General features: G+C 59.4%; 21 protein-coding genes. 18 read left to right on the top strand and 3 right to left on the bottom strand.

The window, feature by feature from the left end; genetic code table 11:
* Positions 1–65: 65 nt before the first annotated feature.
* Positions 66–320, top strand: coding sequence for a GlsB/YeaQ/YmgE family stress response membrane protein (locus C1719_RS08560; protein WP_102374721.1), 255 nt, complete (start codon positions 66–68; stop codon positions 318–320).
* 113 nt (positions 321–433) lie between these two features.
* Here the strand turns inward: C1719_RS08560 and C1719_RS08555 are convergent, their stop codons facing one another.
* Positions 434–637: a cold-shock protein gene (locus C1719_RS08555; protein WP_102374720.1), complete on the bottom strand. Its 204-nt coding sequence runs from the start codon at positions 635–637 to the stop codon at positions 434–436.
* Positions 638–871: 234 nt separating this feature from the next.
* Complete coding sequence (locus C1719_RS08550) at positions 872–1,309, bottom strand: MOSC domain-containing protein (protein WP_102374719.1); 438 nt, start codon at positions 1,307–1,309, stop codon at positions 872–874.
* Between the two features lie 280 nt (positions 1,310–1,589).
* On the opposite strand from C1719_RS08550, the gene C1719_RS08545 reads away from it, so the two are divergent.
* The 17 genes from C1719_RS08545 to gluQRS all read left to right on the top strand — a co-directional run bounded on the left by C1719_RS08545 (position 1,590) and on the right by gluQRS (position 18,827).
* Positions 1,590–3,530, top strand: coding sequence for an NADH-quinone oxidoreductase subunit 5 family protein (locus C1719_RS08545; protein WP_180963542.1), 1,941 nt, complete (start codon positions 1,590–1,592; stop codon positions 3,528–3,530).
* 13 nt (positions 3,531–3,543) lie between these two features.
* Entirely contained in the window at positions 3,544–4,413 is an 870-nt protein-coding gene (locus C1719_RS08540; protein ID WP_102374717.1) for a complex I subunit 1 family protein, read from the top strand.
* 13 nt (positions 4,414–4,426) lie between these two features.
* Positions 4,427–4,870 carry an NADH-quinone oxidoreductase subunit B family protein gene (locus C1719_RS08535; RefSeq protein ID WP_102374716.1) on the top strand — a complete coding sequence of 148 codons (444 nt, stop codon included), beginning with the start codon at positions 4,427–4,429 and terminating at the stop codon, positions 4,868–4,870.
* Positions 4,871–4,872: 2 nt separating this feature from the next.
* Entirely contained in the window at positions 4,873–5,559 is a 687-nt protein-coding gene (locus C1719_RS08530; RefSeq protein ID WP_102374715.1) for an NADH-quinone oxidoreductase subunit C, read from the top strand.
* Between the two features lies 1 nt (position 5,560).
* A complete protein-coding gene (locus C1719_RS08525; RefSeq protein WP_102374714.1) occupies positions 5,561–6,649 on the top strand; it encodes a hydrogenase large subunit in 1,089 nt (362 codons plus the stop codon).
* A gap of 6 nt (positions 6,650–6,655) precedes the next feature.
* Entirely contained in the window at positions 6,656–7,033 is a 378-nt protein-coding gene (locus C1719_RS08520; protein ID WP_102374713.1) for a 4Fe-4S dicluster domain-containing protein, read from the top strand.
* Positions 7,034–7,175: 142 nt separating this feature from the next.
* Positions 7,176–7,838, top strand: coding sequence for a CDP-alcohol phosphatidyltransferase family protein (locus tag C1719_RS08515; RefSeq protein ID WP_102374712.1), 663 nt, complete (start codon positions 7,176–7,178; stop codon positions 7,836–7,838).
* Positions 7,839–7,841: 3 nt separating this feature from the next.
* Positions 7,842–10,076, top strand: coding sequence for a VanW family protein (locus tag C1719_RS08510; RefSeq protein WP_102374711.1), 2,235 nt, complete (start codon positions 7,842–7,844; stop codon positions 10,074–10,076).
* A 20-nt stretch (positions 10,077–10,096) separates the two neighbouring features.
* Positions 10,097–11,407 (top strand): phenylacetate--CoA ligase family protein, encoded by a 1,311-nt coding sequence (locus C1719_RS08505; RefSeq protein ID WP_102374710.1) that lies wholly within the window; start codon positions 10,097–10,099, stop codon positions 11,405–11,407.
* Positions 11,404–11,829 carry an ACT domain-containing protein gene (locus C1719_RS08500; protein WP_102374709.1) on the top strand — a complete coding sequence of 142 codons (426 nt, stop codon included), beginning with the start codon at positions 11,404–11,406 and terminating at the stop codon, positions 11,827–11,829. Before C1719_RS08505 ends, C1719_RS08500 begins: the two co-directional genes overlap by 4 nt.
* Positions 11,822–13,243 (top strand): D-alanyl-D-alanine carboxypeptidase family protein, encoded by a 1,422-nt coding sequence (locus tag C1719_RS08495; protein WP_245874443.1) that lies wholly within the window; start codon positions 11,822–11,824, stop codon positions 13,241–13,243. Before C1719_RS08500 ends, C1719_RS08495 begins: the two co-directional genes overlap by 8 nt.
* Before the next feature lie 42 nt (positions 13,244–13,285).
* Positions 13,286–13,738, top strand: coding sequence for an FHA domain-containing protein (locus C1719_RS08490; protein WP_102374707.1), 453 nt, complete (start codon positions 13,286–13,288; stop codon positions 13,736–13,738).
* A 62-nt stretch (positions 13,739–13,800) separates the two neighbouring features.
* Positions 13,801–15,567 (top strand): thiamine pyrophosphate-dependent enzyme, encoded by a 1,767-nt coding sequence (locus C1719_RS08485; RefSeq protein ID WP_102374706.1) that lies wholly within the window; start codon positions 13,801–13,803, stop codon positions 15,565–15,567.
* On the top strand, positions 15,554–16,153 hold the full coding sequence (locus C1719_RS08480; RefSeq protein ID WP_102374705.1) for an indolepyruvate oxidoreductase subunit beta: 600 nt from the start codon (positions 15,554–15,556) through the stop codon (positions 16,151–16,153). Before C1719_RS08485 ends, C1719_RS08480 begins: the two co-directional genes overlap by 14 nt.
* Positions 16,150–16,587, top strand: a complete 438-nt coding sequence (locus tag C1719_RS08475; RefSeq protein ID WP_102374704.1) for an amino acid-binding protein — start codon at positions 16,150–16,152, stop codon at positions 16,585–16,587. The genes C1719_RS08480 and C1719_RS08475 overlap by 4 nt, the downstream gene beginning before the upstream one ends.
* Positions 16,581–17,906: a phenylacetate--CoA ligase family protein gene (locus C1719_RS08470; protein WP_102374703.1), complete on the top strand. Its 1,326-nt coding sequence runs from the start codon at positions 16,581–16,583 to the stop codon at positions 17,904–17,906. The genes C1719_RS08475 and C1719_RS08470 overlap by 7 nt, the downstream gene beginning before the upstream one ends.
* Before the next feature lie 3 nt (positions 17,907–17,909).
* On the top strand, positions 17,910–18,827 hold the full coding sequence (gluQRS, locus tag C1719_RS08465; RefSeq protein ID WP_102374702.1) for a tRNA glutamyl-Q(34) synthetase GluQRS: 918 nt from the start codon (positions 17,910–17,912) through the stop codon (positions 18,825–18,827).
* Here the strand turns inward: gluQRS and C1719_RS08460 are convergent, their stop codons facing one another.
* Positions 18,828–19,793 (bottom strand): prenyltransferase, encoded by a 966-nt coding sequence (locus C1719_RS08460; protein ID WP_342745909.1) that lies wholly within the window; start codon positions 19,791–19,793, stop codon positions 18,828–18,830.
* Between the last annotated feature and the right edge of the window lie 9 nt (positions 19,794–19,802).

Here is a 19,802-nt window from a genome sequence, read left to right as displayed (position 1 = left end):
TGGATTACTCGGATGCTCATCTATGGTGAACCCAAGCACCTATAACAGAGGAAAGGAGCACGACCATGAGCATCGTAGTTTGGATTATCATAGGCGGCCTGGCGGGCTGGATTGGAAACATGATCATGAAAACCGAGGGAGGCCTTTTGAAAAACATCGTGACGGGCATCGTCGGTGCGCTTATCGGCGGATTCGTCATGAGCTTTTTCGGTGCATCGGGCTTCACCGGCTTCAATGTCTGGTCGTTCGTCGTAGCGCTGGTCGGATCGATCATCCTGATCGCCATAATCAACCTGCTGACCGGCAGGCGCACGGCTTAGCAAGCGCATTGCACGGTTAAGAAGAGCGGGGCGGTTCGGTTGTGTGTCAAACCGAACCGCCCCACGAAAAAGCGGCCCTTTCGGGCCGCTTCAAGGTGTACTTCGTTTTTTATTTAAAGAACGCGAACCTGAGTGGCCTGGTTCTTACCGTTGGAGCCTTTGGCAATGACGAACTCAACCTGGTCATGCTCTTCGAGGTTCTTGAAGCCCTCTCCCTGGATTTCGCTGAAGTGGACGAAGAGATCTTCGCCGCCTTCCTGAGAGATGAAGCCGTAACCTTTTTCAGAGCTGAACCACTTGACTGTACCTGTAGACATGTAAAACCTAACTTCCTACCCCGCAGGGCAAATGCTGGCGACGCTTGCAACCATGTTGAACGCGTTGCCGATAATAAAGCGACTGTATGCCGCACCTATGAGTCTAGGGGGTCACGCCCCGAATCGGCTCCGCAATGCGAAATAGATGTGGGCTGCACATGATATCAACACGTAGAGCGAGCCTTGTGCGACGAAATCGACAAAAACATAAGAGGGAACGCGAAGGAGGCCGCCTTAGTCTTCGCCGCAAACCTCGATCGAATCGCCCTTGCTGACCGTGCCACCCGAAAGCACTCGGGCGAACACGCCTTCCCGGGGCATGATGCAATCGCCCATGCGATGGTAGATCGCGCAGTGGCTGTGGCACTCTTTTCCGATCTGCGTGATCTCCATGCGCACGTCGTTGCAGGCAAGCTTGGTGCCGATGGGGAGTGCCTTTACGTCGATGCCCTCTATGATGAGGTTCTCGCCGAACGAGCCGTCGACCACTTCGGCGCCGCGGGCCTTGAAATCCTCGATGCTCTCGAAAGACAGCAGGCTTACCTGGCGATGCCATTTGCCCGCATGGGCATCGCCGACGATCCCGAAATCGGCTTCGATGGCAGCCGAACCCACGTCGGACTTCTGCACGCCCTTCGCCTCGCTTACGCATACAGCCTTCACAGTTCCCATTCCTGATCCTTTCTCGTCTGAAATAATCTTGCATCAGGATATATTATAATCCTAGCATATCAGTATGATTTATAGAAGAAAAAAGATGCTCTGCCGCCTGCCTTCCGTATTCGACCGATCGTTTCTCGTTTGGTTGCGAATCGTCCCGCTGACCGAATAAAAAACCCACGTCTGAGCCGCTGGGCAGGCAGGAGGCCTTTCTTTGCTAGAGTTTATTCGGCGGCTCGTGCCGCCATTACTGTAAGAATGCACTTTATTCGAAGGGGGAAGCCACGTGGGTATGCTTGGATTTCTAATCCTTTTCCCGCTGGTTGTTGCGGCGGTTTTGTTCGTCGTGAAGAACAACCAAGCGAGAAAAGTGATTGTCAGCGTTTCGGCCCTTGTCATCGGCCTCGCATCCGTGCTGCTAGCGGGAACCTATCTCGGTGCCGGGGGAGTGTACTTCGAGTACATGTCGCCGGTGATCGACTACGTATGTACGGGCATCAGCATTCTGATCGCCGTCGTCATACTCGCCTACGGCGTGAAGTACAGAAACGTTCTCGCCTCGGTGCTTGCGATCATCCAAGTCGTCGGCACGCTTGTGCTCGAGTTCGGGTTCGCGCATCACGTCACGGTCCAGTACGGCCTTTATCTCGATTCGCTTTCCCTTTTGATGGCGCTCGTCATCGGCATCATCGGATCGGGCATCTGCGTGTACGCGATCGGCTACATGGAGGATTTCCAGGCGCACCACGCCGACGAGCCCGACCGCAGGCCGACGTTTTTTGCGCTCATGTTCCTGTTCCTTTCGGCCATGTTCGGCATCGTGTTCTCGAACAACATGATGTGGCTGTTCGCGGCCTGGGAGGTTACCACGGTCTGTTCGTTCTTGCTCATCGGCTACACGAAGACCGACGAGGCTATTAAGAACGCCTTCCGCCAGATCATCATGAACATACTCGGCGGGCTCGGTTTTTTGGGCGCGCTGTACTTCATGGTCATCGGCTTGGGAACGCTCTCGTTCGTCGATTTCATCGTGTACGGCATCCAGAACCCCGTCGTCGTCGTGCTTCCGGTTACCTGCCTTGCCTTCGCGGGCATCACGAAAGCGGCGCAGATGCCGTTTCATATGTGGCTTCTGGGCGCCATGGTCGCCCCGACCCCCACAAGCGCGCTGCTGCATTCGTCCACCATGGTGAAGGCAGGCGTCTTCCTGCTCGTCAAGCTCGCACCCATCTTCTATGCGGGCACTGCATCGTTCTCGGGCAACTTCATGACCGTCGTGCCGAGCCTCATGGTCGTGCTCGTGGGCGGCATCACGTTCACGCTGTGCTCGTTCATGGCCATCTCCCAGAGCAACGCCAAGCGCGTGCTCGCGTATTCGACCATTGCGAACCTCGGCCTCATCGTGGCATGCGCCGGTGTCGGCACGCCTGAGGCGGTTTGGGCCGCGACGTTCCTCGTTTTGTTCCACGCGATCGCCAAATCGCTGCTGTTTTTGTGCGTCGGCACGGCCGAGCACCATATCGGCAGCCGCGACATCGAGGACATGGATCTTCTGTTCGAACGCATGCCGCGTCTCGCTCGCTTCATGATGCTCGGCATCATGTGCATGTTCATCGCCCCGTTCGGCATGCTGATCGCCAAATGGGCGACGCTCGTTTCCTTCGTCGAGACGGGCAACATCGCGCTCATCATCCTGCTTGCGTTCGGCTCCGCCGCAACGTTCATGTTCTGGGGCAAATGGCTCGGCAAGCTTTCGGGCATCGCCGCCGAGCCGAAGAACGACGAGATAACCGTGCATCGCAGCGAATGGGTGTCGATCTCGCTCATGGCCGTTCTGGTCATCGCATGCTGCATCTGCATCCCTGCGATCTCGTGGGCGATCGTCGAGCCGTACGTGTACAGCGTCTACGGAACCGTTGCAGCGGGCATTGCGGCCGACAACCTGTGGATAGCGAGCGTGGCCGTCATCTTCATCGTCATCGTGCTGTTCGCCGGCCTCGGCAAGAGCAAGGCGCGCAAGGTCGACGTGTACCTGTCGGGCGTGAGCATCGACAACAGCGAGCGCACGTTCCAAAACTCGCTTTCGCAGGAGACCAAGGCAACTGCGCGCAACTGGTATCTGGAATCGGTATTCGGCGAGAAGCTCATTGCGCCCGTCGGCACGATCATGTGCACCATTTTGATCGTCGCGGCCTTCGCGGTCGCCGCCGTCGGCCTGCCGGGCTTGCTGTAGAAAGGGGGCAGACATGAACATCATCGCCATCATCATAGCCACAATCGTTTTCGCCATCGTCGCCCCCGTGCTGGGCTGCCTGCTTGCAGGCGTCGATCGCATCATCTCCGCACGCATGCAGGGCAGGGTAGGGCCTCCTCTGCTACAGCCGTACTACGACGTGCGCAAGCTTCTCGGCAAAGAGAACGTAAGCGTCAATTCGTCTGAGAGCGTCTACATCACCTGCGCTCTCGTGTTCACGATCCTTGCAGGCGGCATCTTCTTCAGCGGCGGCAACCTGCTCATGAGCGTGTTCGTCATCACGCTGTCGGCCCTGTTCTTCATCGTGGCCGCATACTCGACGCGCTCTCCCTACGCCGAGATCGGTGCGGGACGCGAAACGCTCCAGGTCATGGCTTACGAGCCTATGGTGCTGTTCATGGCCGTCGGGTTCTTCATGGCGGCTGGCACCTTCGATGTGGCAGGCGTGCTTTCGCTCGACGCTCCGATCATCACGAACATCTGGCTCGTGTTCCTCGGATTCCTGTTCATCTTGACGATCAAGCTGCGTAAATCGCCGTTTGACCTGTCATATTCGCACCACGCCCATCAAGAGCTCGTCAAGGGCATCACCACCGAGATGAGCGGACCGACGCTCGCCAAGGTCGAGATCATGCACTGGTGTGAGAACATCTTGTTTCTCGGGTGGACGGGCATGTTCTTCATCTGGGGCAATCCGCTTTCGTTCGCAATCGCGATCGTGGCCGTCGTCCTCATCTACTTCCTCGAGATCTGGATCGACAACAACTTCGCCCGCGTCAAGTGGCAGGCCATGCTGAAATCGGCATGGGTCGTCGCACTCGTGGCGGGCGGAGTCAACATAGCCGTCCTCGCGTATCTGTAAAGGGGGTATGCATATGTCTTACGCAACGAAATCGCCGTGGGTCATCCACTACGACGGGTCGAGCTGCAACGGCTGCGACATCGAAGTGCTCGCGGCGCTGTGCCCCGGCTACGATGTCGAGCGCTTCGGCATCATCAACACCGGCAACCCGAAGCACGCCGACATCTTCCTCGTCACCGGAAGCGTGAACGAGCAGAACATAAAGGTCGTCCAAGAGATATACAACCAGATGGTCGAGCCGAAGGTCGTTATCGCATGCGGCATCTGCGCATGCTCGGCCGGCATCTTCCACGATTGCTACAACGTCATCGGGGGCGTGGACAAGGCGATCCCGGTCGACGTGTACGCGCCGGGGTGCGCGGTGAGGCCCGAGGCCATCATCGACGCCGTCGTCCAGGGTCTCGGGATCCTCGACGAGAAGGCGAAGGCCCTCGAAGCCCAAAAGAAAGGAGCGTGAGCATGAGCTTGCAAACGGAGTTCCTTCCGCTTGAGCTTTCGAACGTTAAGCAGTGCGCGGCCGACATGAAAGAGCGCGGCTACCGCTACGTGCAGATGCTCGCCGTCAATACCGAAAACGGCATCGACCTGCAGTACGCCTACATGCTCGGCGCAGATCTGAAGATGTTCACGATCGAAGGTGTGAAGAAGGGCACAAAGGTGCCGTCCATCACCGATATATTCCTCGAGGCATTCGTGTTCGAGAACGAAGCACATGATCTGTTCGGGGTTGAAATCGAAGGAATCGCCATCGATTTCGGCGGGAAATTCTACCATGTGGCCCAGGCAGAGCCCATGACGGTCATCTCTCCCGCCCAGAAGGCGGCACGCGAGAAAGCGGAAAAGCTTGCTGCGGCGAAAGCAGCCAAGGCGGCCAAGGCCGACGGTGCGAGCGCGGCGGACGATATGGAAGCGAAGCTCGCGGGTATGGATCCCGAGAAGGCCGCAAAGGTTCGCGCTGCCATGGAGGCGAAAGCCAAGAAGGAAGCCGCCGCAGCAGAAGCTGCAAAAGCCGACAAGATCGCCAACCTCGATCCCGAGAAAGCGGCGAAGCTCAAGGCCGCCATGGAGGCGAAAGCAGCTCGCGAGGCGGCGAAGAAAGAAGCAGCCGAGGCATCTGCCGAAGCCGATCAGAAAGAAGGTGAGTAGCATGGGAAAAGCGACCGTCATTCCCTTCGGGCCCCAGCACCCGGTGTTGCCCGAGCCGCTTCACCTCGACCTGGTCGTCGAGGACGAGAAGGTCATCGAGGCGATTCCTCAGATCGGGTTCATCCACCGCGGTCTTGAAAAACTCGTGGAGACGCGCGATTACAACCAGTTCATCTACGTTGCCGAACGCATCTGCGGCATCTGCGCGTTCGGCCACTCGCTCGGCTACGCCGAGACCGTCGAGCGCCTCATGGGCGTCGAGATTCCCAAACGCGCCGAGTACCTGCGCGTCATCTGGCACGAGCTTTCCCGTATCCATTCGCACATCTTGTGGATGGGCCTTGCGGCCGATGCGTTCGGATTCGAGAGTCTGTTCATGCATTGCTGGAGGCTTCGCGAGCGCGTGCTCGACGTGTTCGAGGCGACCACGGGCGGCCGCGTCATCTTCTCGGTCGTCAAAGTAGGCGGCGTGGTGCGCGACATCGATCCGTCCCAGTTCGAACTCATGAAGTCGACGCTTGAGGGCATCAAAGACGAATACCGCCAGATCTGCAATGCGTTCCTGAAAGATAGCTCGGTCAAGAACCGCACGGTCGGCGTCGGCTACATCAGCGAGCAGGATGCCGTCAACCTGTGCATGGTCGGGCCGTTCGCCCGCGCTTCGAACGTCAACAACGACGTGCGCTCGATCGGCAACGGAGGCTACGGCGATCTATCCGACTTCCAGCCGATCCTCGATACGCAAGGCGATTGCTACGCCCGCGTCAAGGTTCGTGCTCTCGAGGTGCTCCAGTCGATCGACGTCATCGAAGAGATGATCGCGAAGATTCCCGCCGGCGATATCGACGTGCCGGTCAAGGGGTCGCCTGCAGCAGGGGCGGAAGCGGCCAACGTGGTCGAGCAACCGCGCGGCGAATGCTACTACTACGCGCGCGGCAACGGGACCAAGTATCTCGAGCGCATGCGCATGAGAACGCCCACCTCCCAGAACCTCGCCGGTATGACAACCGCTCTTGCAGGATGCGATCTCGCTGATGTGAACATGATCGTGCTGACGATCGATCCTTGCATCAGCTGCACGGAAAGGTAAGGGGCCATGGGAAGCTTCAAACTGGGCAAAATGACGCTCGGATCGATTTTCAAGAAACCTGAGACCATCCAATACCCGGCGCAGACGCGCTATGCGCCTCCGGGGCTCAAGGGGCACATTGTCAACGACATCGACGCGTGCATCCTGTGCGGCATATGCATGAAGCGATGCCCGACTGGCGCGCTCGTCGTTGACAAACCGGCTGGCACCTGGTCGATCGACCGCTTCCGCTGCGTGCAGTGCGGAAGCTGCGTTCGCGAGTGCCCCAAGCACTGCTTGAGCATGGATCCGGCCTATGCGCCTCCTGCAACGAAAAAATCGATCGACGTCGTTTCCAAAGAAATGGCAACAGATGGTAGAAATGACGCGAAGGAAGCCGAGTAATCTCGGAAACCTGATAGAATAGACGGCTGTGAGCGAAGGCTGCACGAGCATCCGATGGAATCCATCGGGACGTAAACCACATCCGTCATCGAACCGGGCTCGTGAAATGCGGGCCCGGTTTTTTGTTTAAGGAAGAAGAGGAATGTCGAAGGCAACAGACAAGCGGGAACAGCGCGCCGCAGCGGCGGAAGAGCCGGTTTCCAACAAGATCCTGACGGTACCGAACGTCATTTCCGCAATCCGCCTGTGCATGATTCCCGTGTTCCTCGTTCTTCTGATCGAGGGCTACGATATTTTGGCAACCTTCATATTCGCCCTAGCCGCGGGAACCGATTGGATCGACGGGCAGATCGCGCGGCGCACCCACACCGTTTCGAAGCTCGGGCAGCTGCTCGATCCCGCTGTGGACCGCTTGCTGATGATATCCGGCGTTCTCGGCCTGCTTCTGGTCGGCAGGCTTCCCCTTTGGATCATCGTCGTCGTGCTGTTGCGCGACGGCCTGCTTCTTGTGGGCGGCGCGATCCTTCTCAGCAAATACCGCATTCGCGTTGCAGTCATCTATGCGGGGAAGGTCACTACGACGCTGCTGTTCGTCGGCTTCGCCGGGCTTTTGCTCAACTGGCCGCTTATCGCGGGCCTTAACGTGATAGACGTTTCCTGGCTGCCCGGTTTTAACGGGGTGGACGTCTCGTGGGGCATATGGTTCGTGTATGCGGGTCTCGTTCTCGGCATCATCACGACGGGCTACTACATAGCCGCCGCGCTCAAGGAGCTGAAGGCGGCTCGAAGCAAGGAATCCTCGTAGCCCGTGGGAGCCGATCGAAGCACATATCCCGGGAAACCGGAACGAAAGAAACCTACGGTTCGGAAGGGCTCGGCCTCGCATGCGCGTCGTGCGGCTGAGGCGAAAGGCAACCGTGCGCCTGCAACGCCTGTGCGCCAAGCCGGTTCGAGCCATGCTCGCAAAGCGCCGCCGAAGGCTGCGGGCGCTCGGCAAAACCCTCTTGGCCAGACGACGCTGTGGACCAAGGAGCCGACGAGGGGCGCACGTGATTCGGGATTCGGCGCCGCGCTGAAGGCGGGGCTGTTCGGGATCGGCGCCGTGCTCGTTGCCATCGGTCGCTTCTTCGGTTTTCTGGCCAGAGCGATCAGTCGAAGCAAGCTTGCCGTCGCAGCCGTGGCCGCACTTGTGATCATCGGGGGCGCCGCGGCGATCGACCTCGGTATGAACTGGGGAAAGATATATCCTGGCGTCCACGTCGGTTCCCTTGATCTCGGGGGGAAGACCGCCGATGAGGCTCAGGCGCTCATAGAGGGCGAATACGCCGTGCGCCTCGAGGGGAAAGAAGTGCTCGTCTTTGCCAATGAAGATGCGAGCAAGAACATTGAATCCGTTCTCGAGCAGAACCAGAACAACGCCTTGGCCGAGCAGCAGTCGGTTGAGGAGGCGAAGGCGAACAAGGTTCTCTGGACGGCCGACCAAGAAAGCCTTGCGGCGTCTTTCGATACCGCGGCGCTTGTCGAACAGGCCTTAGCCTATGGTCGCGAGGACGGTGGGATTCCCGCCCGTATTCAGGCGCTTGCATTCGGCTACGACATAAAGCCCGCCGTCGACTTCGACGAGGATGCCATCGAAAGCCTTGCCGCCGAAGTCGATGCGGCAATAGGCGATCCGCGCGTCAACTTCGACATTGCGGTTGCAGACGGCATAGCGCAGGTGACCGAAGGACATGACGGCGATATGGTCGAGCGACGAAAATTCGCGGCCGAGATCAGCGACGCGTTCCTTACCGAAGACAACGCCCGCCCGTATTTCGTCGCCGAAACAGAATATGCTCCCATCCAGATTACACGGGAAGAGGCCCAGCGCACGTGCGATCTCGTGAATGCGGCCCTATCGTCGGGCGCCGAGTTTTCGTTCGAGGGCACGACGTGGGCGGCTTCGGCAACCGATATCGGCAACTGGGTGAAAACGCGCATCGTCGAAACGGATGGCGGTTTTTCGCTCGAGCCGTACCTTGATCAAGACATCGCGAAGGGCATCGTGATCAACCACCTCAACAGCTCCTTCGAAGGCGATTCGATCCAGGTCAGATTCGAGGTGAAGGATGGCGAGAGGATCGTGCATACCGAAACCGACGAGACCATACCCGTTGCCGGCGATGCCGTCTCCCAGCTTGAATCCGTGCTCTTCGGATCAAAGGAAGGTCCTTCGGGCTCCGCTCCTCTGGTCGAGGTCGCTTCGAAGCGCGTGCCCGACACGATGACGTTCGACGAGGCGCTCGAAAACGGCATTATCAGCTCGATTGCATCGTTCACCACCGAATACACCATCCAGCCCGTATCGCGCCAGCACAACATCCATCTAGGCGCCGATCTGCTCAACAACTCGATCATCGAAGCCGGGGGAGGAAGATGGTCGTTCAACGACATATCGGGCGATTACAACGAGGAAGCGGGTTTCCAAGGTGCGGGTGCCATTCTCGACGGAGAATTCGTCGACGCGATCGGCGGGGGAATCTGCCAGGTGGCTACGACCGTGTTCAATGCGGTCTACGAATCGGGGTTTCCGGTTGTCACGCGCCATAACCACTCGCTCTACATCGCAAGCTACCCCGTCGGTCGCGACGCAGCCGTCGCATATCCCGACCTCAACCTGGTTTGGGAAAACGACAGCGCATCCGATGTTTTGCTCGATATGAGCTATACCGATACGACCGTAACCGCCACATTGTACGGCGTCAATCCCGAATATCAGGTGAGCACGCAGGTTGGGGAGTGGCAAGAAGGCGAGAAGTACAAAACCAAGACGACGGTCGATGAGAACCTCGCTCCTGGGACCAGTTATGTGAAAACCGTCGGGTCAGACGGAAGAAAGATATCGATTGTGCGTACGGTCAAGGATAAAAATGGCACAATACTTCATGAGGATCTTTTCTCCTCGACGTACGACCCCTTAAACGAAGTGAAGGTCGAAGGGCCTCCGGTCAAGGAATCGGAATCCGAAAGCCGAAACGAGAACGGTGCTCAAACGGGCGAATAGAACGAAAGAAGGTAGCTTCAGTGTATTTCCAGCCAGATATCGAAACCATGCCGGTGGAGCAGCTCCGGCAGCTTCAGCTTGAGCGGATGCAGTGGTCAGTGCGACACGCGTACGAGAACGTCGACTTCTACCGCGCATCTTTCCAGGAAGCGGGCGTCGAGCCCGGCGACCTCAAAACGCTTGACGATCTGGCCGGCTTTCCCTTCGTCGTCAAGCAGGACATGCGCGACGCGTATCCGTTCGGCCTGTTCGCCGTGCCGCAGAAGGACGTTGCGCGCATCCATGCGTCGAGCGGAACGACCGGTCAGGCGACGGTTGTCGGGCACACCGCGAACGATTTGAAGAACTGGGGCGATTGCTTCGCCCGCGGCATCTACATGGTGGGCGGCAGCGAGAACTCGACCATACAGGTCTCTTACGGTTACGGCCTGTTCACCGGCGGATTGGGCGCCCATGCGGGCGGCGAGGCCGTGGGCTGCTCGGTCATCCCCACGTCATCGGGCAATACCAAGCGCCAGATCCAGATGATGAAAGACCTTGGAACCGACATCCTGGCCTGCACGCCGTCCTATGCGCTGCTCATTGCCGATACCGCCATTGAAATGGGATACGATCCCGCGAAGGATTTCAAGGTGTCGGGCGTCATTTTGGGTGCCGAGCCGGCATCCGAGAGCATGCGCCAGGACATCCGTGAGAAGCTCGGCGTGCAGTACTGCGATGTGTACGGTCTGTCCGAGGTCATGGGACCGGGCGTTGCGATGGAATGCGCCGCGGCGAACGGGCTCCATGTCGCCGAAGATCAGTTTTACGCCGAAATCGTCGATCCCGAAACCCTGAAGCCTCTTCCCGATGGGGAATGGGGGGAGCTCGTGTTCACCACGCTCACCCGCGAGTGCTGCCCGCTTGTGCGCTACCGGACCCGCGACGTCACCCGCATCATCGCCGAAGAATGCAGCTGCGGGCGCACGCATCGCAAGATCGATCGCATCGTGGGCCGCACCGACGACATGCTCATCATCCGCGGCGTCAACGTGTTCCCCTCGCAGATCGAGCAGGTCATCGTCGGATTCCCCGAGATCGCCGCACAATACCAGATCATCCTCACGAACAAAGGGCCGCTCGATCGCGTCGAACTCGACGTTGAAACCGTTCCCGATTTCCCGTTCGACGAGATTCGCAAGCTCGAGGAGCTCAAGGCGCGTCTGGCCACCGAGCTCAAGAGCAATCTGCAGATCGCCGTCGACATCAAGATCGTGGAGCCGAAGACGATCGAGCGCAGCGAAGGGAAAGCGAAGCGCATTGTTGACCTGAGAGAAGGGACGCGAGCATGATTTCACAACTGACGGTCTTCCTGGAAAACGAGAAGGGACGCCTGGCAAGCGCCTGCCGCACGATCGCCGACGAAGGCATCAACATGAGCGCCCTTTTCCTTGCCGACACTGCCGATTTCGGCGTTGCCCGCATCTTCTGCGATACGCCGGAGGCTGCCGCCGAAGCGCTGAAGGCTGCGGGGTACCGCGCTACGCTCACCCCCGTGCTCGGCGTGCGCGTTCCCAACGAGCCGGGCGGGTTGGCCGGCCTGCTTGAATTCTTCAACGAACATGACGTGAACATAGAGTACGGCTATTGTTTTTCCGTTAACCGAGAGTACGCCATTGACGTGCTCAAGGTGAGCGACCATAGTATTGAGGACGCATTGAAGGAAGCGGGCTTCGAGCCCGTGGCACCGGAGGAAATTTATCACGTTGATTAAGACATCCGCCAAACAAAGGGCGTTTTCCTGGTACGCGAGCCTCATGGCTTGCGTACTTGTATTGGCTCTCGGCTTCGGTCTTGCCGTACCGCCCGCATACGCCGACGTCAGAAAAGCGGACGTCGTGTACGGGCTTACCGTCGATTCGCGCGGTCTGTCGGTTGCGCAGTGCCCGAGCATCGATGCCGAATACGCGCTCGTCATGGATTCCGAGGGAACGGTTTACTTCGAGAGAAATGCGGATTCTCCTACGCAGATCGCTTCCATCACCAAGATCATGACGGCGCTCGTCGCGCTTGAGAGCGCTCCTCTCGATACCCTCATCACAACGAGCTCGCGTGCGGCAACGGTCGGCGAGTCGAGCGCTTCTCTGCTCGAAGGCGATACCATGACTCTCGAGATCGCGCTCAAGGCGCTCCTTTTGTCATCGGGCAACGATGCGGCCATCGCCATAGCGGAGAACGTGGGCCGCCTTCTGTACGAGCAGGGCGGCGGGGATGCTTCGGGGCTCTCCGAGACCGAAGCCGAAGCCGTGTTTCTCGAACGCATGAACGGGCGGGCGGCAGAACTCGGGTGCACCGATACGGTGTTCGAAAATCCCCATGGACTCGACGACGGCATATGGCAGGGCGATCAGCACAGCTGCGCCGCCGATGTCGCCATCATGGCCCAGGCTGCGATGAAAAACGAGGTGTTTCGCACTATCGTCGCAACTCCGAACGAAACCATCGAGGTGACGAGAGCCGACGGAACCAAAGCGAGCCTGTATCTCGAAAGCACCGACGAGATGCTGAAAAACGGCTTCGAAGGTGCTTGCGGCATCAAGACCGGTTTCACGGCGCTTGCCGGACCGTCGTTCGCCGGCGCTGCGAACCGCAACGGCGTGGAGATGTACGCCATCGTCATCCATTCCACGTCGGAAGCACAGCGTTTCACCGATGCGCAGACGCTGCTCGATTGGGTTTTTGATCATACTACCGAATACCGGCTGGTGAACACCTCGCAAACCGCATCTTCGAACGCGGGGGGCTCTTCCGACGAGGTTCCGGTTCTTGCCGAAGTCGCCCATACCGGATGGATCGACCGCACGGTGAAGGCGACGGTGGCGGATCCCGATCAGGTCATCGACATTTTCGATCTGAACGGGAACATCAGCCAGTCGGTCGAGTACGAAGAACTCGAGGGAAACGTTCATGCGGGAGATAAGATCGGCACGCTGACGTTCAAGCAGCGCAACAACGTCATGGCGACAGTTGATCTGATCGCCGCCGAGGATGTTGACGCGCCCGACCTGCTCGAGGGCATCGGGGTTTGGTGGGATCGCCTGTTCAGGGGATTCTCGGGACAGCCTTCGGTCGCAGAAAACGTGCTGTACAACGAGACGCCGCTTGTCATAGATAAAGCGAACGCCTAAGCTTTCAGCCTAGGCGAGCAACGATACGAACGAGGTAAAGCTATGAGCGAAAACTGCCCGATCTGCAACAGCCCACTGCCCGAGGGGGCTGGGGCTTGCCCCATGTGCGGTTTCAAACTGCTCGGTTCGACGCAGAGCTTCAAGCCGCTGGAATTCGTCGGCGGCGAGGTTGTTCCCGCGGCGATCGAGACACCCGCCGATGCCATTCTTCGGGTGGTCAGAGGCCCTCAGATCGAAACGGTCTTCAAGCTCGGCACCGATGAGGTCTGCGTGGGCAGGAGCCCGCACTGCGACATATTCCTCAACGATATGACGGTATCCCGCGAGCATGCGTCGATCGTTCCCGATGGAAAAAGCTATCGCATCTCCGACTCCAATTCGTACAACGGGGTCTGGATCAACAACAAGAACGTTGATTCGTCGCTGCTTCACGATGGCGACATCATTCAGATCGGGGTCTTCTGCCTGCTGTATCAGGAAAGCCCCGAAGTTTAAAGCCAGTTAGACGAGAAGCCGCCCGCCGACAGCGCAGGGCGGCGAAGATGGAGGATCGCACAATGGAACTGCTTTCCGGCAACGAGGCGATAGCCCAGGGAGCGTGGGAGGCGGGCGTATCGATCGGCGTCGCATACCCCGGGACCCCCTCAACCGAAACCATGGAATCCTTCGCCGAGAAGGACGGCGTGTATGCCGAATGGTGCCCAAACGAGAAAGTGGCGCTCGAAGTGGGAATCGGCGCATCCGCAGCAGGCGCGCGCGTGCTTGCGACCATGAAGCATGTGGGGGTCAACGTCGCTGCCGACCCGCTTTTCACGGCCGCCTACACCGGCGTTGGGGGCGGCCTCGTCATCTTGGCCGCCGATGATCCGGGCATGCATTCGTCCCAAAACGAGCAGGACTCGCGGTTCTATGCCCTCGCCGCGCGCATCCCGATGCTCGAGCCATCCGATTCTGCCGAGGCGCTTGCCTTCACGCGCGAAGCCTACGACCTTTCCGAGCGCTTCGACGTGCCGTTCCTCATCCGATCGACCGTGCGCATCTCCCACACGAAGACGCCCGTCGAAACGGGATCACGTGCCGAGCACCGGCTTGTTCCCTATGAAAAGGATGCGGGCAAGTGGGTCATGATGCCCGCATTCGCCAAGCCGCGCAGGAAGGTGCAGGATGCGCGCGTTGCGGCATTGAAGGAGTGGGTCGAGGATTGCCCGTACAACATAATTTCACGCGGCTCCTCGGAAATCGGCATCGTGTGTTCGGGCGCAGCATACCAGCACGTTGCGGAAGCGATGCCCGAAGCGAGCATTTTCAAGCTCGGCATTACCTGGCCGCTCCCCGAACAGGCGCTCAAAGATTTTGCAGGCACCGTCGATGCCCTCTATGTGGTCGAGGAGGCTTCCGATTACCTTTCGACTCAGATCAAATCGTTCGGAATCGCGATCGATCAGGTTCCCGGAAAAGCGCTTCCCCTCGACGGCGAGCTGACGCCGAGCTTGGTCGGCGCAGCGTTCGGCGTGCAGGAGGCACCGCATGTTACCCAGCAAAGCGACATCCCCGGGCGTCCGCCGGCGCTCTGCGCCGGATGTCCGCACAGGCTCGTGTTCAAGGAGCTCACGCGCATCCGTGCCATTGTAACGGGAGATATCGGCTGCTACACCCTCGGGGCCCTGCCGCCTCTCTCCGCGATGGATACCTGCGTCGATATGGGCGCATCCATCTCGATGGCGCACGGGTTCGAGCTCGCCCTTGCCGAAACCGAACATCGCCCCGTGGTTGCCGTGATAGGTGATTCGACGTTCGGCCATTCGGGGTTGAGCTCGCTGCTCAACACGGTGTACAACCAAGGCTCGGGAACGGTTTGCATCCTCGACAATCGCACGACGGCCATGACCGGTCAGCAGGGCAACCCCTTCAACGGGATCACGCTGCAAAAACGACTGACCCGCGAGCTCGATTTAGAAGGCATTATCGCCGCCCTCGGCATCGAGGATATTGCAACGGTCAATCCCCATGACATGAAGGCGGTGCGATCTGCACTCAAAGCCGCGACCGGCTCGGACGGGCTTTCCGTCATCGTGTTCAGGGCGCCTTGCGTTCTCGTCGATCGTGCACGCAAGCCCGCTTTCGAGGTGACCGACGATTGCCGCGCGTGCGGCGTCTGCCCGACGCTCGGATGCCCGGCCATTTCCAAAGAGCCCGAAACGGGACGCGCGAGCATCGATGACGCGATGTGCATAGGCTGCGGGCAGTGTGCGCAGTACTGTGCGTTCTCGGCAATCGTTTCGACTGCCGATGCGGTGAAAGGAGAGTCCAGTGTCCGCTTGTAAAGCAGAAACAACCACGGTATTGCTCTGCGGCGTTGGAGGACAGGGAACCATCCTCGCCGCCGATCTTTTGGCGAAAACGGCCATTGCAGCCGGGTGCAAGGTGAAGCTTTCGGAAGTTCATGGCATGTCCCAGCGCGGAGGCGCCGTGACGACGGTCGTGCGGTTCGGCGAGGACGTGTCTTCCATGGTGACCGATCTCGGCTGCGCGGATTACATCATCGCATTCGAGACGACCGAAGCTCTGCGCAACGCACCGTACTTGAAGGAAGGCGGCATGCTGCTCGTGAACGACGAGTCGATCAAGCCCCTGCCTGTGCTCACGGGCTCTGCATCCATGCCTGAAAATGCGCGTGAGCGGCTTTCCGAGCTCGGTGCCGTTCTGGTGCCCGCAGGCACCATCGCAAGCGGGGCGGGCAGCTCGAAATCAACCAACGTCGTGCTGCTCGGCGCCTTGGCCTCGGGCATGGGATTCGACTTATCGTTGTGGGAAGAGCAGATTGCCAAGCGCGTTCCGCCTAAAACCGTCGACGTCAACATCGAAGCGTTTCGCGCGGGGGCGGCTGCTGCGCAAGGGGTGAGGGCATGAGCGTTTCGCAGATCAGCGTTTTCCTTGAAAGCCAGCCGGGGCATCTCAAGCGCGTGCTCGAGATGTTCGAAGATGAGAACATCAGCGTCCGGGGTTACAGCGCTTCCGACACCGGCGATTACGGCATCGTCCGCTTCATCGTCGACGACCCCGAGCGGGCGCTCGCCGCACTTGAGAAGTCGGGTGCGGCGGCGACGACGGCAGAGGTGCTCTGCGCGAAGCTTGCCGACAAGCCCGGTGAGCTTGCACGGCTCATCGGGGTCATGGCGGAATGCGAGATCAACGTCATATACAGCTATTCGCTCATATCGACCTACATCGCGCTCAGCGTCAAGGACATCGCCGTGGCCGAAAAGCTGCTTGCCGACCAGCCGATCGAGCTTATCACCCAAGACGATCTGCGAAAGCCCGTCGGAGGTGATTGCGCATGTTAGATTTTTCGTCCATGCCTATCTTCGATCGCGATATCGAGACCGCTTCACGGGAGCGCATTCGCGAGATCCAGCTGGCGAAGCTGAAGGACCAGGTGGCATGGACCTACGAGAGAGTCGCTTGGTATCGCGACAAGCTCGACGAGCGCGGCGTAAAGCCTAGCGACATCAAGACGCTCGAAGATGTGAGGCTGCTTCCCTTCACCGATAAGGCGGTTCTGCGCGAAACGTTTCCATACGGCTTGTTCGCCGTGCCCCTTGACGAGGTCATCGAGCTTCACTCCTCTTCGGGCACAACCGGCAAACCCATCGTAGTCGGCTACAACACCCATGATATGGACGTATGGAGCGATTGCATCGCCCGATTGGCCCAAATGGCCGGCGTTGTGCCGGGCGACCGCGCGCAGATGGCCTTCGGCTACGGCATGTTCACAGGCGGATTCGGCCTGCACTACGGACTGCAAAAACTCGGATGCATGCTGATTCCTGCCGGTTCGGGCAATACCGAGCGGCATCTCACCATGATCGAGGATTACGGAACCACGGTGCTCATCGCCACGCCTTCGTATGCCATGCATATGTGCGAGGTGGGAGAGGGGCTCGGCTTCGACTGGGAGGCAAGTACGCTGCGCGTGGGCCTGTTCGGCGGAGAGCCGTGCCCCCCGAAGCTCAAAGAGGAAATCGAATCGCGCATGCACATCGTGTGCACCGACAACTACGGCCTCACCGAGGTCATGGGACCCGGCGTTTCGGGCGAATGTCTTGCGTCGCGCGACATGCAGCATATCGCCGAGGACCACTTCCTTTGGGAAGTCGTCGATCCCGAAACCGGCGAACCGGTGCCCGACGGCTGCGAAGGCGAGCTTGTTTTGACGCCGCTCGACAAACAGGCGATTCCCGTACTGCGTTACCGCACGCACGACCTGACGCGCGTGATATGCGAGCCTTGCGCATGCGGCCGCACGCATGCCCGCATGCAGAAGGTGCGCGTGCGCTCAGACGACATGCTCATCATCCGGGGCACCAACGTGTTCCCGAGCCAGGTCGAAGACGTGCTTGCGGGCATCGAGGGTGTAACGACCCATTATCGCATCGTGGTCGATACCGAAGGAGGCCTTGACCGCATGACGGTCATGGTCGAACTCAAGCCGTCGGCCTTCAGCGATTCATTCGAGGAGATGAGCGCGTTCACCAAGCGCATTGCGGAACGGATCAAGGCCGTTCTGCTCGTCGGCGTAACCGTTAAGCTCGTCGAGCCCGGCGGTATCGAGAGGAGCTTCGGGAAGACGAAGCACGTCGAAGACAGGCGGGCGAAGCTGTAGGGTATGCTGACGGGCCGATTCGCACCGAGCCCGACAGGGCGGATGCATGCAGGAAACATATATGCCGCGCTCATGGCATGGCTCGTTGCCAAACAGGGCGGGGGAGATGTCGTCTTGCGCATAGAGGACCTTGACGCGGAGCGCTCGAAGCCCGAGTACATCGAAGCCATCATGAGGGATTTCGAGTATCTCGGCCTGACGTGGGATCGAGGACCGTATTATCAGAGCGATCGCAGGGATGTTTACGAGGAAGCCTGCCGCGATCTCGAATCACGCGGGCTTCTGTATCCTTGCTTCTGCACGCGTGCGGATCTCCATGCATCCTCGGCGCCCCATCGCGGAGAAAAGGCCGTGTATGCGGGCACCTGCCGCCATCTGACGGCGGAAGAACGCGAGAAGCGCGCCCAGGTTCGCAATCCGGCTACGCGACTCGCAGTGCCCCCTGAAACATACGAGGTCGCCGACGCAGTGCAGGGGGTCTACCGTCAGAACCTGGCTGAGGGGTGCGGTGATTTCCTCGTCCGCCGATCCGACGGAGCCCATGCGTATCAGCTTGCGGTCGTTATCGACGATGCGGAGCAGGGCATCACTTCGGTCGTGCGCGGCGTCGATTTGCTCTGCTCCACGCCGCAACAGCTCTACCTGCAGGATCTTCTCGGATTCGACCATCCCGCCTACGCGCATATCCCGCTTTTGGTAGCCGAGTCGAATCGTCGGCTCTCGAAGCGCGACCGCGATGCATCCATCGAATCGCTTATCTGCAGGTTCAAAACGCCTGCGGCCATTATCGGGCATATTGCGGGGCTTACGGGAATCGCACGATGCGACGACCCGGCAGAGCCCGAAGATCTTCTCGCACAGTTCGACCTGGCCGAATACCGTGCAAGATTGGCCGATCCCGTGCAGATTCGGTGGGAATAGCTACAGCGCGATGCGAGCGACTCCACCCATGAGGATAGCCGCCGCGTAGAACGCGCCCAGGGCGATGTTGAGGTTCAGGCATTGCGGCATCGCCTGGAGCCTCGTTGCGGGCGTGAGAGGGTTCTTGAAGAGCGCGCTTACGGCGGGGTAGAGTGCGATGAGCATGAAAGGGGCGACAACGAGCCCCGAGGGGAAGAACAACGCCGAGAACACGATGATGCTCGCCATCCAAACGATGATCACACCATGGTAGGCTTTGCGTGCGCGGTCGCGTCCGAGCAGAACGGAAAGCGTTTTGCGTTCTGCTTCGATGTCCTTTTCTATATCGCAGGTGTTGTTGGTGAACATGATGAGCCCGATGCCGCATATCAACGGAACGGAGAGCAGGAAAACGATCCATGAGAGCGTGCCGGTGAGCGCTTGGTAGCAGGCGAGCGGAATGAGGCCGCCCATGGTGATTCCGCTGACGAATTCTCCGACCGGAAGATACGACAAGGGGCTTTTCCCTGCAGAGTACAGCACGATGATGCCCGCGCCGACGAGCCCGAGCGCAAGCGGTATCCAGCCCGCAACAGCGATAACGTACACGCCGAGCGCGAAGGCAAACACGAGAAAGCCGATCGCCAGCTTCAGGGCCGATTTAGGGTTGACGTTGTTGTAGACAAGCACGGCATCGGTGGGGTCGAGCTGGTTTTCGATGCTGTCGGCTCCCTTGACGAAGTCGTAATAATCGTTGAGCGTGTTGACCGATGCCTGCATGAGGATGCAGATGGCAAGCAGCGCCAGAACCAAAGTGATCGAAACGTCTCCATGCCAAATACCTGCGAGGGAGGTGGCGAACAGGACGGGGAGGATGGCGGCGGGCCATGTGTGGGGTGCCGCCAGCTGCATGGCCATGGTCGGGGTCAACCGAGCGTACTCCGTTGCCGTCTCGCCGAGTTTCGAGGTTTTTGTCGCGTGCTCCACGTTTATCCG

It is taken from the genome of Raoultibacter massiliensis, assembly GCF_900199545.1.
GTDB lineage: Bacteria > Actinomycetota > Coriobacteriia > Coriobacteriales > Eggerthellaceae > Raoultibacter > Raoultibacter massiliensis.
This window is presented reverse-complemented; position numbering and strand designations above follow the sequence as displayed.

Excerpts from the sequence above, each read along its gene's own strand:
- C1719_RS08550 (WP_102374719.1), bottom strand. The coding sequence starts at position 1,309 with ATGGGAACTGTGAAGGCTGTATGCGTAAGCGAGGCGAAGGGCGTGCAG.
- gluQRS (WP_102374702.1), top strand. The coding sequence starts at position 17,910 with ATGCTGACGGGCCGATTCGCACCGAGCCCGACAGGGCGGATGCATGCA.
- C1719_RS08500 (WP_102374709.1), top strand. The coding sequence starts at position 11,404 with ATGATTTCACAACTGACGGTCTTCCTGGAAAACGAGAAGGGACGCCTG.
- C1719_RS08560 (WP_102374721.1), top strand. The coding sequence starts at position 66 with ATGAGCATCGTAGTTTGGATTATCATAGGCGGCCTGGCGGGCTGGATT.
- C1719_RS08535 (WP_102374716.1), top strand. The coding sequence starts at position 4,427 with ATGTCTTACGCAACGAAATCGCCGTGGGTCATCCACTACGACGGGTCG.
- C1719_RS08485 (WP_102374706.1), top strand. The coding sequence starts at position 13,801 with ATGGAACTGCTTTCCGGCAACGAGGCGATAGCCCAGGGAGCGTGGGAG.
- C1719_RS08530 (WP_102374715.1), top strand. The coding sequence starts at position 4,873 with ATGAGCTTGCAAACGGAGTTCCTTCCGCTTGAGCTTTCGAACGTTAAG.
- C1719_RS08545 (WP_180963542.1), top strand. The coding sequence starts at position 1,590 with ATGCTTGGATTTCTAATCCTTTTCCCGCTGGTTGTTGCGGCGGTTTTG.
- C1719_RS08515 (WP_102374712.1), top strand. The coding sequence starts at position 7,176 with ATGTCGAAGGCAACAGACAAGCGGGAACAGCGCGCCGCAGCGGCGGAA.
- C1719_RS08525 (WP_102374714.1), top strand. The coding sequence starts at position 5,561 with ATGGGAAAAGCGACCGTCATTCCCTTCGGGCCCCAGCACCCGGTGTTG.
- C1719_RS08470 (WP_102374703.1), top strand. The coding sequence starts at position 16,581 with ATGTTAGATTTTTCGTCCATGCCTATCTTCGATCGCGATATCGAGACC.
- C1719_RS08540 (WP_102374717.1), top strand. The coding sequence starts at position 3,544 with ATGAACATCATCGCCATCATCATAGCCACAATCGTTTTCGCCATCGTC.
- C1719_RS08475 (WP_102374704.1), top strand. The coding sequence starts at position 16,150 with ATGAGCGTTTCGCAGATCAGCGTTTTCCTTGAAAGCCAGCCGGGGCAT.
- C1719_RS08520 (WP_102374713.1), top strand. The coding sequence starts at position 6,656 with ATGGGAAGCTTCAAACTGGGCAAAATGACGCTCGGATCGATTTTCAAG.
- C1719_RS08490 (WP_102374707.1), top strand. The coding sequence starts at position 13,286 with ATGAGCGAAAACTGCCCGATCTGCAACAGCCCACTGCCCGAGGGGGCT.
- C1719_RS08555 (WP_102374720.1), bottom strand. The coding sequence starts at position 637 with ATGTCTACAGGTACAGTCAAGTGGTTCAGCTCTGAAAAAGGTTACGGC.